This window comes from Bradyrhizobium sp. HKCCYLS20291 (assembly GCF_051167715.1).
Taxonomy (GTDB): domain Bacteria; phylum Pseudomonadota; class Alphaproteobacteria; order Rhizobiales; family Xanthobacteraceae; genus Bradyrhizobium.
Genome location: NZ_JBNPTO010000010.1, coordinates 113,260 through 129,028 on the forward strand (window position 1 = coordinate 113,260; position 15,769 = coordinate 129,028).

Consider the following 15,769-nt stretch of genomic DNA (forward strand, 5'->3'; position numbering starts at 1 on the left):
CGGCAGTGCGCGCCTTCTACAACGCGGCGCCCTGCTTGTCTCGCCCATAAGGGGCGAAAAGCCGGGCCGGCGCAGCCGGAACCAGGGATTGTCCTGGGCCCTGGCTCGCACGCGCAGCGACGCTGAGCTGGGCCACTTGCGCCCGGGCGGCTTCGGCATCAGCCTGATGGCGCCGGGCGGCGCGGCGCCAGCGGCGCTGGCCGATCCAGGTGGCGAAGCCGCCGGCGATCACGCCAAGGATCGCCACGGCGATGATCAGAGCGAATAGCGGGACTGACACGGCGAGCGCCGGATCGGCCGCATTGAACGGATCAAATGATACGGTAACGTCATGCCGGTTGGCGACCGCGAACACGACGAACAGCACCAGCAGCGGAAGGACGATCACGGCCGTGAAGAATTTTCGCATGCGTTCGCTCTTGTGATCTGGCCGGGTTGCCTGGACGTCAGCCGGTCAACGACCGGGACGTCCGGCGCGAGACGCGTTACTCGTCCGTATCGTCGGCGCCAGCGCCGGCCGGATTGTCCCGGTTCAGCCGTTCGCGCATTTCCTTGCCTGTCTTGAAGAACGGGACAGACTTCTGATCGACCGGCACATGGGCGCCGGTGCGCGGATTGCGGCCGGCGCGCGCCGGCCTGTGCTTGACCGAGAAGGCACCGAAGCCGCGCAGCTCGACCCGATCACCGCGCGCGAGCGCGGCCACGATCTCATCGAGGATCGCATTGACGATGTTCTCGACATCCCGCTGGTAGAGGTGCGGGTTGTGCTCGGCGATACGCTGAACCAGCTCGGATTTGATCATCGAGAAAATTTACCAGGGGAGACGATCCCATTTCCGTGAAAATATGCTGGACTGTCAAGACGCTAAATCATTCACGGACGTCAAGAAAAGCCTCCCTGAGGCGGCGCCGTCCGTCATTCCGGCACACGCAAAACGGGAAACTCGTCCTCACGATGGTCTTGGCGGGTTTCAAGGTCTCGTCGCCGGCTGCCAGAGCGCCAGCATGCCGTCGAGCCCGATCCGATCGACGGCCTGGACGACGCCCGTCCGCTCCAGCTGACGCGCGAGGCCGGAGAGGCCCACCGCATCGAGGGCGATCGACGTGGCGGTGCGCAGGAAGGTGAGATCACTGAAGCGCGGCTCCAGCTTGTAGTCGCGCACCGGCAGGTCCTTCTTGACGTTCTTGTTGGCCACGAGCCAGGCCACCGCCGTCTTCTCGTCGCCGAGCTCATCAATCAGCTTCAGCTCGACCGCCTGCCGGCCGGTGAAGACACGGCCATCGGCGACCTTCTCCAGCAGCGCGTCGTCCATGCCGCGGCGGTTCTTCACGAGACCGCGGAACCAGGCGTAGGAATCCTTGACCAGATCATCGAGCGCCGCGCGCGCCTCGGGGCTGGTCGGCTCATAGCCGTTCGGCGCGGCCTTGAGCGGCGAGGACTTTACCTCCTCGATCTTCACGCCGACGGTCTTCAACAGCTCGCTGACATTGGGATACTGGAACAGCACGCCGATTGAGCCGACCAGCGAGCTCTGCTGCGCGACGATGTGGTCGGATGCGATGGCGCCGATATAGCCGCCGGAGGCGGCAAGGCCCTCGACGACGACAACGAGCGGCTTCTTGGCCTTCAGCCGCACCAGCGAGTCGTACAGCTGCTCGGAGCCGGCGGTGGTGCCACCGGGAGAATTGATGTGAACGATGACGGCCTCGGCCGATGAGTTCTCCAGGCGTTCGAACGCCTCGACGCGCTCGTGATCGCTGCGGATGAGCCCCTCGATGTTGACGCGGGCGATCGAGCCGGAGGTCGACAGCGCCGTGCGGCCACGCGGCGACATCGCCAGACCAATGGCCGACAACGCCGCAATCGCGATCAGGACCGCGACCACCCGCCAGAACGTCAGCTTGCGGCGCAGCCTGCGGCGATCGACGATCACATCCGAATCAAGCGACATGGGAAGCTCCTGGAGGTCTCGGCGCGTTTTGCATCCGCAGCCTGAATATCTCGTTATCCGATTACATCAATCGCGGCGCAATTTGAAGAAAGCAAGGCTCGCCACGAAGCCGCCAAATCGCCACCCGGCCGGAGACGGAGCGTGCTGAAACCCCGACGCGCACAAAAAAGCCCCGGCCGAGGCCGGGGCTTTGATCTCGTCACGCGATGTCGAAGGCTTACTTCGAGTCGCGGTTCTTGAGCGCGGTGCCCAGAATGTCGCCCAGCGTCGCGCCCGAATCGGACGAGCCGTACTGCGCGATGGCTTCCTTCTCTTCCGCGACTTCCAGCGCCTTGATCGACACCTGGACCTTGCGGGCCTTCTTGTCGAACTGGATCACGCGGGCATCGACCTTCTCACCGACGGCGAACCGCTCGGAGCGCTGGTCGTTACGATCGCGCGCCAGCTCGGAGCGCTTGATGAAGGTCGAGAAGTCGGTGCCGACGATCTTGACGTCGATGCCGCCGTCCTTGACGTCGAGCACTTCGCAGGTGACGACCGCACCCTTCTTGACATCGCCCGGCTCGGCGAAGGGGTCGCCTTCGAGCTGCTTGATGCCGAGCGAGATGCGCTCCTTCTCCACGTCGACGTCGAGCACCACGGCCTTGACCATGTCGCCCTTCTTGTAGTTGTCGATGACCTGCTCGCCGGGCTGCTTCCAGTCGAGGTCCGACAGATGGACCATGCCGTCGACATCGCCTTCGAGACCCAGGAACAGACCGAACTCGGTCTTGTTCTTGACCTCGCCCTCGACGGTCGAACCCGTCGGATGCTTCTCGACGAAGACCTCCCACGGGTTGCGCATGGTCTGCTTGAGGCCGAGCGAGATGCGGCGCTTGACGCTGTCGACCTCGAGCACCTGCACTTCGACCTCCTGCGAGGTCGACACGATCTTGCCGGGGTGCATGTTCTTCTTGGTCCACGACATCTCGGAGACGTGGATCAGGCCTTCGATGCCCGGCTCGAGCTCGACGAACGCGCCGTAGTCGGTGATGTTGGTCACGCGGCCATGGAAGCGGGCCTGCAGCGGGTACTTCGCCTCGATGCCCTGCCACGGATCGTCCAGGAGCTGCTTCATGCCCAGCGAGATGCGGTGCGTCTCGTGGTTGATCTTGATGATCTTGACCTTGACCGTCTGACCGATGCTGAGCACCTCGGTCGGATGGTTGACGCGGCGCCACGCGATGTCGGTGACGTGCAGCAGGCCATCGATGCCGCCGAGGTCGACGAACGCACCGTAATCGGTGATGTTCTTGACGACGCCGTCGATCACCTGACCCTCTTCGAGGTTCTGCACCAGCTCCTGGCGCTGCTCGGCGCGGGTCTCTTCCAGCACGGTCCGGCGCGACACGACGATGTTGCCGCGGCGACGGTCCATCTTGAGGATCTGGAACGGCTGCGAGTTGTTCATCAGCGGCGCGACGTCGCGGATCGGACGGATGTCGACCTGCGAGCGCGGCAGGAAGGCGACTGCGCCGTCCAGGTCGACGGTGAAGCCACCCTTGACCTGGTTGAAGATGACGCCGTTGACCTTCTCGTTGTTCTGGAACGCCTTCTCGAGCTTGCCCCAGCTCTCTTCGCGGCGCGCCTTGTCGCGCGACAGCACGGCTTCGCCGAGCGCGTTCTCGATGCGGTCGAGGAACACTTCGACCTCGTCGCCGACCTTGATCTCATTGTCACGGCCGGGCCCGGCGAACTCACGCAGCGCCACGCGGCCTTCGGTCTTCAGGCCGACGTCGATGACGGCCATGTCCTTCTCGATCGCAACGACCTTGCCCTTGACGACGGAGCTTTCCTGAAGGTTGCCCTTCGTGAAGGACTCGTCCAGCATCGCGGCGAAATCATCGCGGCTGGGATTGTAGGAATTAGCAGAGATACTCGAAGCCATTGGTTCTCCAGATGCGGACATTCTCGCCAGCTTGGGGTTGATCGGCGCATCGGATGGGCAGTGCCTGGAGGTCCACAAATCCCCAAACATCCGCGCTGTCAGCGCCAAAAGGCGCAAACGACGCGGGCCGGCAATGCCTGCACATGCGACACGTGTAACGTGCGTAACGTATGAAGTTTCGTCCGGCTGATCAGACCCGATTGAACCGCAATCGAGCTATCGACGGTCAAGGGCGGGAGCGGGCGGTTCCTCCAAATGACATCAGCGGAAATCAAGCCCGCTGACGGCCCGCTCGAACGGCCTCGACGATGTCGATGGCGGCCCGGACGCCGCTCTCTATATCCAAATGGGAGTTATCAAGCAAGGTAGCATCCGGGGCTTGTTTCAAGGGAGCGACGGCCCGGTTCTGGTCGCGTTCATCCCGCGCCAGGATGTCGGCGAGAATGGCCGCCTCGTCTGCCGGTTCCCCTCGCGCCTGGGCCTCCAGGGTTCGCCGGCGCGCGCGGATTTGGGGGTCGGCGACGACGTAGATCTTCACCTCGGCGTCCGGGCAGATCACGGTTCCGATGTCGCGGCCATCCAGCACGGCACCCGGCGGCTGGCTGGCGAACTGGCGCTGAAATGCGACCAGAGCCTCGCGGACCTTCGGCAGCGCTGATACCACCGAGGCTGCCGACCCGACCTGGTGCGACCTCAGCGCCGGATTATCGAACGTCGCGGGATCCAGCGTCATCGCGACCTCGGCCGCCCGCGCCTCGTCCGTCAGGTCGATGCCAGCGGTCAGCAGCGCATGTGCGACCGCGCGGTAAATGACACCCGTATCCAGATGCCTGAAGCCATAGTGCGCCGCCAGGCGCTTGGCCATGGTGCCCTTGCCCGAGGCCGCCGGGCCGTCGATGGCGATGATCATGCGAAATCCGCGCCCGCCTTGCGCATCAGCGGGATGAAGTCCGGGAAGCTGGTGGCGATGAAGGCGGTGTCGTCGACCTTGACCGGCTTGTCGGAGGCCAGCCCCATCACCAGAGCGGACATCGCGATGCGGTGGTCCATGTGGGTGGCGACGATGCCGCCGCCGGGCACGTGGCCGCGGCCCTCGACGATCAGGTCGTCGCCGGTGATCTCGACCTTGACGCCGTTGACACGCAGCATCGCTGCGGTGGCTTCCAGCCGGTCAGACTCCTTGACGCGCAGCTCGTGCAGACCGCGCATCACGGTGGTGCCCTCGGCATAGGCGGCGGCGACCGCAAGCACGAGATATTCGTCGATCATCGACGGCGCGCGCTCCGGCGGCACCACGACGCCCTTCAGCTTCGAGGCGCGCACGCGGAGCCGGGCCATCGGCTCGCCGGCATCGCCGCGCACATCGTCCTCCTCGATCGAGGCGCCCATCTCGCGCAGGGTCGTAAACAGGCCGGTGCGCAGCGGATTGGTCATGACGTCGGACAGCACGAGGTCCGAGCCGTCGACGATCAGCGCGGCGACCAGCGGAAAGGCCGCTGACGACGGGTCGGCCGGCACGATCACCGGCGCGCCGCGCAGCTCCGGCTGGCCGGTCAGCGCGATCCGCCGGCCATGCGATCCTTCGGGGGTGGTGACGATCTCGGCGCCGAAATGCTTCAGCATCAGCTCGGTGTGGTCGCGGCTCGCCTCCTGCTCGATGACCGTGGTGACGCCGGGCGCGGCGAGGCCGGCCAGCAGCACGGCCGACTTGATCTGGGCCGACGCCACCGGCGTGCGGTACTCGATCGGAACCGGGTTGCTGGCGCCTTGAAGAGTTAACGGAAGCTTGCCGCCGTCGGCGCTGGCGGTGACCTTGGCGCCCATCAGGGCCAACGGATCGAGGATGCGGCGCATCGGGCGGCTGCGCAGCGAGGCATCCCCGTCGAACACGGCGCTGATCGGGCAGCCCGCGACCGCGCCCATCACCAGCCGGCAGCCCGTGCCGGAGTTGCCGAAATCGAGCGTCGCGATGGGCTGGGCGAAGCCGCCGACACCGACGCCGTTGACCGTCCAGGCGAACTCGCCGATCCGTTCGACCTTCGCCCCCAGGGTGCGCATCGATTTCGCTGTGTTGAGGACGTCCTCACCTTCGAGCAGGCCGGAAATCCGGGTCTCGCCGACCGACAGCGCGCCGAGGATCAGGGCGCGGTGCGAGATCGATTTGTCGCCGGGCACGCGAATCGTGCCCGAAAGCGGGCCGGAGGCGCGAGATTCGAGTGGGGTCGGGGCGGCTGACGTGCTCACGGCGGGGTCCTCGGGTTTCGGAGGCGGCAGGTATCACAGCCCCTGGCCGCCGTCACGAGCGGTGATTTTCCCGTTGACAGCGCTATTGACAGCGGCGCGGCAACTAGCCAAGTGAGACACCGCTTTTCAGACATTGCCAGGACGCCTGCACGTGGCCAAATCCGAGCTCGGAACCAAACGCATTTGCCCGACCACGGGCAAAAAGTTCTATGACCTCAACAAGAACCCGGTGATTTCGCCCTACACCGGCGAGGTCGTGCCGATCGCGCCCGTTGCGCCGACCCGTGCGATGCGCGGCGAGGCGGCCCGCGCTGCCGCTGCACAGGACACCCCGCGCGAGCCGGCCGAGGTCGAGGAGGTGTCGCTCGAGGAGGCCGACGCCGAGGAGAACAGCGGCAAGGTCAAGGCCGTCGTTCCCGAGACGGAAGACGACATCGAGATCGACGAGACGCTCGACGACGACGAGGATGACGACTCCACCTTCATCGCCGATGAGGAAGAAGGCGACGAGGATGTCACTGACATCATCGGTGATGTCGGCGGCGACGAAGAATAATCGTCGAAGCCACTTGAGATCAGCCGCGAACTGTGGTTCACGGTGCTCCCCGGCGGTCGCCCAGACCGCCGGTTCGGTTCAGGGGCCATAGCTCAGCTGGGAGAGCGCTTGCATGGCATGCAAGAGGTCGGCGGTTCGATCCCGCCTGGCTCCACCACGCTTCGCCCTTCGGGCTACGCGTGGCGCAGCCACGACGGAGCCTGAAGGGCGAAGCGTGGTGTCCGGCGAAGCCCCTTGGCGAAGCCGGACTGCCCAGGAACAAATCCTGTCGCATACTAAACACCGCTATCCGGCTTTGCTCACGCCGTCGAAACAGCCGCCCTGACAATTTCCCTTTCCCGTCACAGAATGCAGACCTGCGTTTCCTCGCGGCGAGCACCTCCGCATGTGGTACGTCTACATCATCCGCAGCGTCGCATTCCCGGAGCAGGAATACATCGGCGCAACCGCCGATATCAGGCTGCGCCTCAAGGACCACAACGCGGGCCGCTCGGCCCACACATCCAAGTTCATGCCGTGGGTCCTCGTCTGGTACTGCGCCTTTCCGGACAAGCAGCGCGCGCTGGCGTTCGAGACCTATCTGAAATCACATTCCGGCCGGGCCTTCTCGAAGAAGCGCCTGCTCGGTCCGGCTTGAGCCCTCACCCCACCGCGGCATCCAGCCGCTCCCGCAGCCGCACCAGTTTGCCGTGCAGATCGGCGAGTTCCGCGATCGAGCAGCCGGTGGCGTCGAGGATGGCCGGCGGCACGATCGTGCGCGCTTTGTCCCGCAGCGCTGCGCCCTGCCCTGTCAGCCTGACCAGCACCTGACGTTCGTCCTCGGCCGAGCGCGCGCGCTTGACCAGATGCGCGGTCTCCATCCGCTTCAGGAGCGGGGTCAGAGTGCCGGAATCGAGGAACAGCCGCTCGCCGATCTCCTTCACCGACAGCCCGTCCTGCTCCCACAGCACCAGCATGACGAGATATTGCGGATAGGTCAGGCCGAGGCGATCCAGCAGCGGCTTGTAGACGCGGTTGAAGGCATGGGCGGTCGAGTAGACGGCGAAGCAGAGCTGATTGCCGAGCTGCAGCGGCACATCCGCCGCGGATTTCTTTCGCATCGAGGTCACCACGGATCGATCCTGACCGGCATCTTGGGGCGGCGCCTGCCCGATCGGCAATGACGCCGGCGCGCCGATCACGGATAATCTACCGAACAATTCTATTGTGTGCAATTGAATTGTGTGCAATATGGCCGCGCTGAATTCATTTCACCAACCGGGAGAAACACCAATGTCCGTGAACGTGCTCTACAAGACCAGCGCCAAGGCCACCGGCGGCCGTGACGGCGAAGCTGCGACCCTCGACGGCTCGCTGAAGGTCAAGCTGTCGACGCCGAAGGAACTCGGTGGTGGCGGCGGCGCCGGCAACAATCCCGAGCAGCTGTTCGCGGCCGGCTACGCCGCTTGCTTCATCGGCGCGATGAAGTTCGTGGGCTCGCAGGGCGGCCCGAAGGTCCCCGCCGACGCGTCGGTGACGTCGACGGTCGGCATCGGTCCGCGCTCGGAAGGCGGCTTCGGCATCACGGTCGAGCTCGCCGTGTCGCTGCCGGGCCTGGCCAAGGCCGACGCCGAGGCGCTGGTCGCCAAGGCGCACGAGGTGTGCCCCTACTCGAACGCGACGCGCAACAATGTCGACGTCAAGCTGACCGTCGTCTGATCTGAATTCCGCGACGCGGCAGGGTCGCACTCGCGCCCTGCCGCAGCGCGGCCGCGGTGTTTTCGCACGGGCAGCATTCGCGCAAGCTCGTTTGCGCCAGCGCCGTAGCAATGCTTAATGACCGCGAGTTCACAACAACCTCGCGACCTCCCAGATGACCTTTCCCTTTGCTCCCGGCGCAATGGCCGGCCTGCGCGTGATCGACCTGACGCGGGTGCTCGGCGGCCCGTATTGCACGCAGATCCTGGCCGATCACGGCGCCGACGTGATCAAGGTCGAACCACCGGCCGGCGACGAGGTGCGCGATTGGGGCCCTCCGTTCCACGACGAGGACGCGGCCTATTTCGTCGGGATCAACCGCAACAAGCGTTCGATCGGCGTCGACCTCGCCTCCGAAGGCGGCCGCGCGGTGCTGCTGAAGATGCTCGAAACGGCCGACGTGCTGGTCGAGAACTTCAAGCCCGGCACGCTCGAGAAGTGGGGCATCGGCAGCGACACGCTGCGCGAGAAATTCCCCGAGCTCGTGCATTGCCGGATCTGCGGCTTCGGCGCCGACGGGCCGCGCGGCGGCAATCCCGGCTATGATGCGATCATTCAGGCGATGACCGGCATGATCGCGGCGACCGGCTCGCCAGAGAGCGGGCCGATGCGGATCGGCGTACCGCTGGTCGACATCACCACCGGGCTCTACGCCGCGATCGGCGTCCTGATGGCGCTGTCGGAGCGGCAGCGCTCAGGGCAAGGCCAATTCCTGGAGGTGACGCTGTACGAGACCGGCCTCGCCATCATGCATCCGCACACCGCGAACTATTTCATGCATGGCAAGCCGCCATCGCTCACCGGCAACGAGCATCCGAACCTCGTTCCCTACGCGATCTTCCCGACCAAAACCGACGACATCTTCATCGGCGTCGGGAATGACGGCACGTTCCGCAAGCTCGCGCGCGAGATCGACCGGCCGGAACTCGGTACCGATCCGCGCTTCGCCCGCAACAAGGACCGCGTCGCCAATCGCGAGGCGCTGCGGGTCGAGCTCGCGGCCGTCTTCAGCCAGTTCGAGGCCGAGCCGCTGTGCGACCGCCTGCTCGCCGCCGGCCTGCCGGCGGGGCCGGTGCAGAAGATCGACCAGGCCCTGACCCATCCGCACACGATCCATCGCGGCGATATCATCGAGAAGGACTGGTACAAGGGCGTTGCTTCGCCGATACGGCTCGAACGCACCAAGCCGAGCCTGCGCTCGACCCCGCCGAAGTTCAGCGAGCATGCGCGCGACGTCCTCGGCGAGTTCGGCTACTCGGAGTGCGAGATCGACGCGCTGCTCGCAGCAGGAACTGTCTGCAAGGAACGCACGCGCTGATTAGCTCGCTGTTCGCCCCGCCGCCGCGCTGCACCTTCGCAACGCAGCGACGGAGCGCTTGATTTACCGCGTTGGTCCGACGCAGCCATCATGGCTTTCGCGCTCGATCTCATACGTCTATACATTCACATAACCGTCATCTGGCGCTGGTAACGGCCGCAACGACGATGACTTTCCCGGGAGGACTTTCTTGATGTCACTTCGACAATTTGCTGCCGCCGCTCTGGTTTCCGCGACCTTTGGTTTCGCTGTGTCGCCTGCACACGCAGTGACTGAAATCCAGTGGTGGCACGCCATGACCGGCGGCAACAACGACATCGTCAACAAGCTCGCCGAAGAGTTCAACGCTTCGCAGAGCGACTACAAGGTCGTGCCGACCTTCAAGGGCGCCTATCCCGACACGATGAATGCCGGCATCGCCGCGTTCCGCGCCGGCAACGCGCCGCACATCATGCAGGTGTTCGAGGTCGGCACCGCGACGATGATGAGCGCCAAGGGCGCGATCAAGCCGGTCTATGAGCTGATGAAGGACGCCGGCGAGCCGTTCGATGCGAAGGCCTATCTGCCGGCGATCACCGGCTACTACTCGACGTCGAAAGGCGACATGCTGTCGTTCCCGTTCAACTCGTCGTCGATGGTGATGTGGATCAACAAGGACGAGCTGAAGAAGGCCGGCGTCGCCGAGATCCCGAAGACCTGGCCGGAGGTGTTCGAGGCCGCCAAGAAGCTGAAGGCGGCCGGTCACGACACCTGCGGCTTCTCCAACGCCTGGGCCTCGTGGGCCAACATCGAGCAGTTCTCGGCCTGGCACAACGTGCCGATCGGCACCAAGGCCAACGGCCTCGACGGCTTCGACACCGTGCTGGAGTTCAACAGCCCGCTCCACGTCAAGCACCTGCAGAACCTCGTCGAGCTGCAGAAGGACAAGACCTACGACTATTCCGGCCGCGGCAGCGCCAGCGAAGGCCGCTTCGGCTCCGGCGAATGCGCGATCTTCCTGACCTCGTCGGGCTACTACGCCACCGCCAAGAACACCGCGAAGTTCGACTTCACCTCGGCGCCGATGCCGTACTACCCGGACGCCCAGGGCGCGCCGCAGAACTCGATCATCGGCGGCGCTTCGCTGTGGGTGATGGGCGGCAAGACGGCCGATGAGTACAAGGGCGTCGCCAAGTTCTTCACCTTCCTGTCCGACACCAACCGCCAAGCCAAGCTGCACCAGGAATCCGGCTACCTGCCGATCACCAAGGCGGCCTATGAGAAGACCAAGGCGGACGGCTTCTACGAGAAGAACCCGACCTTGCAGACGCCGCTGAAGGAGCTCACCAACAAGGAGCCGACCGAGAACTCGCGCGGTCTGCGCTTCGGCAACATGGTGCAGATGCGCGACGTCTGGTCGGAGGAGATCGAGGCGGCGCTGGCCGGCAAGAAGACGGCCAAGGAAGCGCTCGACGCCGCCGTCGCCCGCGGCAATGCGATGTTGCGCACCTTCGAGAAAACGGCGAAGTAAGGCCGTCCTTGGGGCTTCCCCTCCGCCCGGAGGGGAAGCCTTGCATCTGTTCCTCTCGCGGCGCGCTCCATGGAAAAGTCAGTCGTCTTCAACGGCAAGCTGCTGCCTTACCTGCTGCTGGCGCCGCAGCTCGCGATCACGCTGATCTTCTTCTATTGGCCGGCCAGCCAGGCGATCTGGCAGTCCTTCCTGCGCGAGGACGCCTTCGGCCTGAATTCGGAGTTCGTCGGGTTCGAGAACTATCAGGCGCTGTTTGCCCAACCGGAATACTACACCGCGATCGGCACGACGATCGTGTTCTCGTCCCTGGTCACGGTGTTCTCGCTCGGCGTCGCGCTGTTGTTCGCGACCCAGGCCGACAAGAACCTCAAGGGCGCCTCGGCCTACAAGACGCTGATGATCTGGCCCTATGCCGTGGCGCCGGCGATCGCGGGCGTGTTGTGGTTCTTCATCTTCCATCCGACCCTGGGCACGCTCGCCCGCCCGCTGCGCGTGATGGGCTTCAACTGGAATCCGATGCTCGACGGCACCCACGCGATGATCCTCGTGGTGATGGCCGCCGTCTGGAAGCAGGTCGCCTACAACTTTCTGTTCTTCCTCGCCGGTCTGCAGGCGATCCCGAAGAGCGTGATCGAGGCCGGCGCAATCGATGGCGCAGGTCCGCTGCGGCGGTTCTGGACCATCATCTTCCCGCTGCTGTCGCCGACGACGTTTTTCCTGCTGGTCGTCAACATCGTCTACGTGTTCTTCGAGACGTTCGGCATCATCGACGCGGTGACCGCAGGCGGGCCGGCCGGCTCGACCACGACCATGGTCTACAAGGTGTTCGCCGACGGCCGGCTCGGCGGCGATCTCGGCGGCTCGGCTGCCCAATCGGTGGTGCTGATGGTGATCGTCATTGCACTGACCGCGGTCCAGTTCCGCTACGTCGAGCGCAAGGTGCAGTACTGATGGTCGAGCATCGCCCGCTGCGGGACCTCGTCGCCTACGTCGTGCTCTCGCTCGGCGTGCTGATCTTCGCCTTTCCGGTCTACGTCGCCTTCATTGCGTCGACCTATGACGCGGCGACCGTCGTCAGCGGCAATCTGCCGCTGGTCCCGGGCGGCCGCATGCTGGAGAACTACTACCGCGCCGTGTTCGTCGGCGGCTCGCGCTTCATGAGCCAGCCGGTCGGCGTGCTGCTCGCCAACTCCTTCATCTCCGCGATCGGCATTGCGATCGGCAAGATCCTGATCTCGATCCTGTCGGCGTTCGCGATCGTCTATTTCCGCTTTCCGTTCCGCAAGACCGCGTTCTGGATCATCTTCATCACCCTGATGCTGCCGGTCGAGGTCCGCATCTATCCGACCTACAAGGTGGTCGCCGACCTGCACATGCTCGACACCTATGCCGGGCTGGTGCTGCCGCTGATCGCCTCGGCCACCGGCACGCTGCTGTTCCGCCAGTTCTTCATGACCATCCCGGATGAGCTGCTGGAGGCGTCGCGCATCGACGGTGCCGGGCCGCTGCGGTTCTTCTGGGACACGCTGCTGCCGCTGTCGATGACGACGGTCGCGGCGCTGTTCGTCATTCAGTTCATCTACGGCTGGAACCAGTATCTCTGGCCGCTGCTGATCACCACCAAGGACTCGATGCAGACGATCGTGATCGGCATCAAGAAGATGCTGACGACGACCGACGAGCTCGCCGAATGGCAGCTCGCGATGGCCACCGCCGTGCTGGCGATGCTGCCGCCGGTCGCGGTCGTCATCTTCATGCAGCGGCTGTTCGTGAAGGGCCTCGTGGAGACGGAAAAGTGAGCGGGGCGACTAGCGAATGGCGAATAGCGAATAGGGTCGCGCCGCCACCTGAACGCCTGCTCCGTCCTTCCCTATTCGCTACTCGCCATTCGCTATTCGCTAGGTAACCCCATGGCCAACGTCACCCTGCGCAACGTCCGCAAGATCTATCCCGGCGGCTTCGAGGCCATCAAAGGCATCGACGTCGAGGTCGGCGATGGCCAGTTCTGCGTGCTGGTCGGCCCTTCCGGCTGCGGCAAGTCCACGCTGCTGCGGATGGTCGCCGGACTCGAGACGATCTCGTCCGGCGAGATCGACATCGGCGGCCGCATCGTCAATGCGATCGAGCCGGCGGATCGCGACATCGCGATGGTATTCCAGAACTACGCGCTGTACCCGCACATGACCGTGTACAACAACATGGCCTACGGCCTGCGCAATCGCGGTGTGCCGGAGAACGACATCAAGACCCGCGTCGAGGACGCCGCGCGCATCCTCGAGCTCGGCACCATGCTGCAGCGGAAGCCGCGCCAGCTCTCCGGCGGCCAGCGCCAGCGCGTGGCGATGGGTCGCGCCATCGTGCGCCAGCCGAAAGTGTTCCTGTTCGACGAGCCGCTGTCGAACCTCGACGCAAAGCTGCGCATCGCGATGCGAGTCGAGATCCGCAAGCTGCAGCGCCGGCTCAACACCACGGCGATCTACGTCACCCACGATCAGCTCGAGGCGATGACGCTCGCCGACGTCCTCGTGGTGATGAACGGCGGCAGGGTCGAGCAGATCGGCAACCCGCTCGAGATCTATCAGCGGCCGGCGACCACCTTCGTCGCCTCCTTCATCGGTGCACCGCCGATGAACCTGATGCCGATCGAGGGCGTCCGCGCACAGCTGCATGGTGGCGACGCGGTTCCAGCCGATGCGGGCCATCTCGGCATTCGTCCCGAGGATTTCGAGCTCGGCGATACCGTCCCGGCGGGTGGCATCGGCCTCGACCTCAGGATCGATGCCATCGAGCATGTCGGGGCCGAGACCTTCGTCTATGGCGCGCGTCAGGATGTCGGCAACACCGACAGCCTCTCGGCCACGGCAAATGACGTCATCGTGCGGCTTCCGGGCGTCGCGAGCCCGGACATCGGGACCCGGATCCGCGCGGTAGCGCCGCGCGCCAAGCTGCATCTGTTCTCGGCCGATGGCCGCCAGCGCCTGGCGCTCTGACGGCGTCCACAGCCCCGCCACTCTCCGTGTTCCCGGCGCTTGAACGCGTCAGGCATCATGCCCATATTGCTGAACAAGGGGTGCCGTCAGGGCCCTGATACATCAAAGTCGCTTCGAGAGGACTTTGTAAACCATGTCTCGTATTCCTTCGCTCTCCAGTCCGTTCCTGCTGGGCTTCGACGAGATCGAGCGCGTGCTCGACCGCGTCGTCAAAGGTGCCGACGGTTACCCGCCGTACAATATCGAGCGGTTCGAGCGCACCAATGGCCAGCCCGAGCGTCTTCGGATCACGCTGGCGGTGGCGGGTTTCACCCGTGACCAACTCGATGTCACCATTGAGGAAAACCAGCTCGTCATCCGCGGTCGCCAGCAGGACGACAAAACCCGGCAATACATTCATCGCGGCATCGCCGCGCGCCACTTCCAGCGCACTTTCGTGCTGGCAGAGGGAATGCATGTGCTGGGAGCGGACCTGAAGAACGGGTTGTTGTCGGTCGATCTGGCCAGGCCCGAGCCTGAGCGGATCGTTAAGACAATCGCTATCAATGAACACGAATAATGGTTTGATGGAACGAGTAGCGGACTCGACCGCTTGAGTCTCAGAAGGAGTCGAGACCATGACTGAGGGTAATGTTGCGTCGGAATCCAGCCTCTCCCTGGAGGCGCTGGCCACCCTGGGCGAGGGTCACATCGCCTATGTGAAGCAGATCCGCTCCGAAGACGTGCCGGACCTGTTTCCGCAGGCACCGCGCATCGCGCCGGGATTGAAGCTGTTCGCACTGCATGCCGCCGATGGCACGCCGATCATGCTCACCGACAGCCGCGAAGCCGCGATCGCAAACGCGTGGAGCCATGAGCTCCAGGCCGTGAGCGTGCACTGACCCACGATCGAAGCCGTGACGCTCGCGTGACGGCTTCTCGTGAGACCCGCGCCTTATGAGAGCCATCCGGCTCATGCGATGATACGAGGGCGGTCCCCTGGACAAGGGGACGGCCCTTTTTTCATGTCGAGGCGATCACTGCATGACCGCGCTGCTCACGGCGCTCAGCACCGCCGACCTGCGAACGGACACGGCGCTCGCGGCCTCCCTGCTCGCGCTCAACAATGCGCACGCATCCGAGCTGTCATGGCTCACGCCAGACACCTTGATGCACCTGCTCGATCTCTCACGCTACGCCTGGCGAACGGGCGGAGCAGATGCCCTGATGATCGCGCTCGATGAGACCGCGCCCTACGACAACCCGAATCATCGCTGGTTCCGCGCCCGCTACGACCGCTTCGTGTATGTCGATCGCATCGTGGTGGCCCAAGCCGCCCGCGGCCGGGGGCTGGCACGGCAGCTCTATGAGGAGGTGATTCGCGCAGCGACCGCAGCCGGAAACGACCGCATCGTCTGCGAGATCAATCTGGATCCGCCCAATCCGCAGTCGGACGCCTTTCACGCAGCGCTCGGGTTCGGGCCGGTCGGGACGAGTGAGATCCATGGCGGCACCAAGACGGTGCGCTACATGCTGCGACGATTGCGCTAGACGAA

18 protein-coding genes and 1 tRNA gene are annotated in these 15,769 nt (G+C 64.8%); 12 read left to right on the plus strand and 7 right to left on the minus strand.

Going from position 1 to position 15,769, the window contains the following annotated elements:
- Positions 1–16: 16 nt before the first annotated feature.
- The 6 genes from ACQR07_RS22175 to aroA form a co-directional block, all read right to left on the minus strand.
- Positions 17–409: a lipopolysaccharide assembly protein LapA domain-containing protein gene (locus tag ACQR07_RS22175; protein ID WP_434904281.1), complete on the minus strand. Its 393-nt coding sequence runs from the start codon at positions 407–409 to the stop codon at positions 17–19.
- Between the two features lie 76 nt (positions 410–485).
- The gene (locus ACQR07_RS22180; RefSeq protein WP_434869677.1) at positions 486–803 is read right to left on the minus strand and encodes an integration host factor subunit beta; all 318 of its coding nucleotides are present in this window, start codon (positions 801–803) and stop codon (positions 486–488) included.
- Between the two features lie 168 nt (positions 804–971).
- Entirely contained in the window at positions 972–1,952 is a 981-nt protein-coding gene (sppA, locus tag ACQR07_RS22185) for a signal peptide peptidase SppA (RefSeq protein WP_434904282.1), read from the minus strand.
- Between the two features lie 217 nt (positions 1,953–2,169).
- Positions 2,170–3,879 carry a 30S ribosomal protein S1 gene (gene rpsA, locus ACQR07_RS22190; protein WP_434869675.1) on the minus strand — a complete coding sequence of 570 codons (1,710 nt, stop codon included), beginning with the start codon at positions 3,877–3,879 and terminating at the stop codon, positions 2,170–2,172.
- A 271-nt stretch (positions 3,880–4,150) separates the two neighbouring features.
- Positions 4,151–4,789, minus strand: coding sequence for a (d)CMP kinase (gene cmk / locus ACQR07_RS22195; RefSeq protein ID WP_434904283.1), 639 nt, complete (start codon positions 4,787–4,789; stop codon positions 4,151–4,153).
- Positions 4,786–6,123 carry a 3-phosphoshikimate 1-carboxyvinyltransferase gene (gene aroA / locus ACQR07_RS22200; RefSeq protein ID WP_434904284.1) on the minus strand — a complete coding sequence of 446 codons (1,338 nt, stop codon included), beginning with the start codon at positions 6,121–6,123 and terminating at the stop codon, positions 4,786–4,788. The genes cmk and aroA overlap by 4 nt, the downstream gene beginning before the upstream one ends.
- A gap of 151 nt (positions 6,124–6,274) precedes the next feature.
- Between aroA and ACQR07_RS22205 the strand changes: the two genes are divergently transcribed.
- The 3 genes from ACQR07_RS22205 to ACQR07_RS22215 all read left to right on the plus strand — a co-directional run bounded on the left by ACQR07_RS22205 (position 6,275) and on the right by ACQR07_RS22215 (position 7,316).
- Positions 6,275–6,679, plus strand: coding sequence for a TIGR02300 family protein (locus tag ACQR07_RS22205; RefSeq protein ID WP_434904285.1), 405 nt, complete (start codon positions 6,275–6,277; stop codon positions 6,677–6,679).
- Positions 6,680–6,760: 81 nt separating this feature from the next.
- A tRNA-Ala gene (locus tag ACQR07_RS22210) sits at positions 6,761–6,836 on the plus strand.
- Between the two features lie 228 nt (positions 6,837–7,064).
- On the plus strand, positions 7,065–7,316 hold the full coding sequence (locus ACQR07_RS22215) for a GIY-YIG nuclease family protein (protein ID WP_434904286.1): 252 nt from the start codon (positions 7,065–7,067) through the stop codon (positions 7,314–7,316).
- A 4-nt stretch (positions 7,317–7,320) separates the two neighbouring features.
- Here ACQR07_RS22215 and ACQR07_RS22220 read toward each other — a convergent pair whose 3' ends face one another.
- Positions 7,321–7,779, minus strand: coding sequence for a MarR family winged helix-turn-helix transcriptional regulator (locus ACQR07_RS22220; RefSeq protein ID WP_434904287.1), 459 nt, complete (start codon positions 7,777–7,779; stop codon positions 7,321–7,323).
- Positions 7,780–7,951: 172 nt separating this feature from the next.
- On the opposite strand from ACQR07_RS22220, the gene ACQR07_RS22225 reads away from it, so the two are divergent.
- The 9 genes from ACQR07_RS22225 to ACQR07_RS22265 all read left to right on the plus strand — a co-directional run bounded on the left by ACQR07_RS22225 (position 7,952) and on the right by ACQR07_RS22265 (position 15,764).
- Positions 7,952–8,377, plus strand: coding sequence for an organic hydroperoxide resistance protein (locus tag ACQR07_RS22225; protein ID WP_434869669.1), 426 nt, complete (start codon positions 7,952–7,954; stop codon positions 8,375–8,377).
- A gap of 154 nt (positions 8,378–8,531) precedes the next feature.
- Positions 8,532–9,734 (plus strand): CaiB/BaiF CoA transferase family protein, encoded by a 1,203-nt coding sequence (locus ACQR07_RS22230; protein WP_434904288.1) that lies wholly within the window; start codon positions 8,532–8,534, stop codon positions 9,732–9,734.
- 193 nt (positions 9,735–9,927) lie between these two features.
- Positions 9,928–11,244, plus strand: coding sequence for a sn-glycerol-3-phosphate ABC transporter substrate-binding protein UgpB (ugpB, locus tag ACQR07_RS22235; RefSeq protein WP_434904289.1), 1,317 nt, complete (start codon positions 9,928–9,930; stop codon positions 11,242–11,244).
- Between the two features lie 69 nt (positions 11,245–11,313).
- Positions 11,314–12,195 (plus strand): sn-glycerol-3-phosphate ABC transporter permease UgpA, encoded by an 882-nt coding sequence (gene ugpA / locus ACQR07_RS22240; protein WP_434904290.1) that lies wholly within the window; start codon positions 11,314–11,316, stop codon positions 12,193–12,195.
- Positions 12,195–13,043 (plus strand): sn-glycerol-3-phosphate ABC transporter permease UgpE, encoded by an 849-nt coding sequence (gene ugpE / locus ACQR07_RS22245; RefSeq protein ID WP_434904291.1) that lies wholly within the window; start codon positions 12,195–12,197, stop codon positions 13,041–13,043. The genes ugpA and ugpE overlap by 1 nt, the downstream gene beginning before the upstream one ends.
- 111 nt (positions 13,044–13,154) lie before the next feature.
- Positions 13,155–14,234: a sn-glycerol-3-phosphate import ATP-binding protein UgpC gene (locus ACQR07_RS22250; protein ID WP_434904292.1), complete on the plus strand. Its 1,080-nt coding sequence runs from the start codon at positions 13,155–13,157 to the stop codon at positions 14,232–14,234.
- Between the two features lie 133 nt (positions 14,235–14,367).
- Entirely contained in the window at positions 14,368–14,793 is a 426-nt protein-coding gene (locus ACQR07_RS22255) for an Hsp20 family protein (RefSeq protein ID WP_434869663.1), read from the plus strand.
- A 58-nt stretch (positions 14,794–14,851) separates the two neighbouring features.
- Complete coding sequence (locus ACQR07_RS22260) at positions 14,852–15,115, plus strand: DUF1150 family protein (RefSeq protein ID WP_434904293.1); 264 nt, start codon at positions 14,852–14,854, stop codon at positions 15,113–15,115.
- 142 nt (positions 15,116–15,257) lie between these two features.
- Positions 15,258–15,764, plus strand: a complete 507-nt coding sequence (locus ACQR07_RS22265; protein ID WP_434904294.1) for a GNAT family N-acetyltransferase — start codon at positions 15,258–15,260, stop codon at positions 15,762–15,764.
- Positions 15,765–15,769 lie beyond the last annotated feature (5 nt).

Bases quoted from the DNA above. Each gene is read 5' to 3' on its own strand.
- ugpB (WP_434904289.1), top strand. From the start codon at position 9,928: ATGTCACTTCGACAATTTGCTGCCGCCGCTCTGGTTTCCGCGACCTTT.
- ugpA (WP_434904290.1), top strand. From the start codon at position 11,314: ATGGAAAAGTCAGTCGTCTTCAACGGCAAGCTGCTGCCTTACCTGCTG.
- ACQR07_RS22265 (WP_434904294.1), top strand. From the start codon at position 15,258: ATGACCGCGCTGCTCACGGCGCTCAGCACCGCCGACCTGCGAACGGAC.
- ACQR07_RS22180 (WP_434869677.1), bottom strand. From the start codon at position 803: ATGATCAAATCCGAGCTGGTTCAGCGTATCGCCGAGCACAACCCGCAC.
- rpsA (WP_434869675.1), bottom strand. From the start codon at position 3,879: ATGGCTTCGAGTATCTCTGCTAATTCCTACAATCCCAGCCGCGATGAT.
- ACQR07_RS22230 (WP_434904288.1), top strand. From the start codon at position 8,532: ATGACCTTTCCCTTTGCTCCCGGCGCAATGGCCGGCCTGCGCGTGATC.
- cmk (WP_434904283.1), bottom strand. From the start codon at position 4,789: ATGATCATCGCCATCGACGGCCCGGCGGCCTCGGGCAAGGGCACCATG.
- ACQR07_RS22225 (WP_434869669.1), top strand. From the start codon at position 7,952: ATGTCCGTGAACGTGCTCTACAAGACCAGCGCCAAGGCCACCGGCGGC.
- ACQR07_RS22250 (WP_434904292.1), top strand. From the start codon at position 13,155: ATGGCCAACGTCACCCTGCGCAACGTCCGCAAGATCTATCCCGGCGGC.
- sppA (WP_434904282.1), bottom strand. From the start codon at position 1,952: ATGTCGCTTGATTCGGATGTGATCGTCGATCGCCGCAGGCTGCGCCGC.
- ACQR07_RS22220 (WP_434904287.1), bottom strand. From the start codon at position 7,779: ATGCGAAAGAAATCCGCGGCGGATGTGCCGCTGCAGCTCGGCAATCAG.
- ACQR07_RS22215 (WP_434904286.1), top strand. From the start codon at position 7,065: ATGTGGTACGTCTACATCATCCGCAGCGTCGCATTCCCGGAGCAGGAA.
- ACQR07_RS22175 (WP_434904281.1), bottom strand. From the start codon at position 409: ATGCGAAAATTCTTCACGGCCGTGATCGTCCTTCCGCTGCTGGTGCTG.
- ACQR07_RS22255 (WP_434869663.1), top strand. From the start codon at position 14,368: ATGTCTCGTATTCCTTCGCTCTCCAGTCCGTTCCTGCTGGGCTTCGAC.
- ugpE (WP_434904291.1), top strand. From the start codon at position 12,195: ATGGTCGAGCATCGCCCGCTGCGGGACCTCGTCGCCTACGTCGTGCTC.
- ACQR07_RS22260 (WP_434904293.1), top strand. From the start codon at position 14,852: ATGACTGAGGGTAATGTTGCGTCGGAATCCAGCCTCTCCCTGGAGGCG.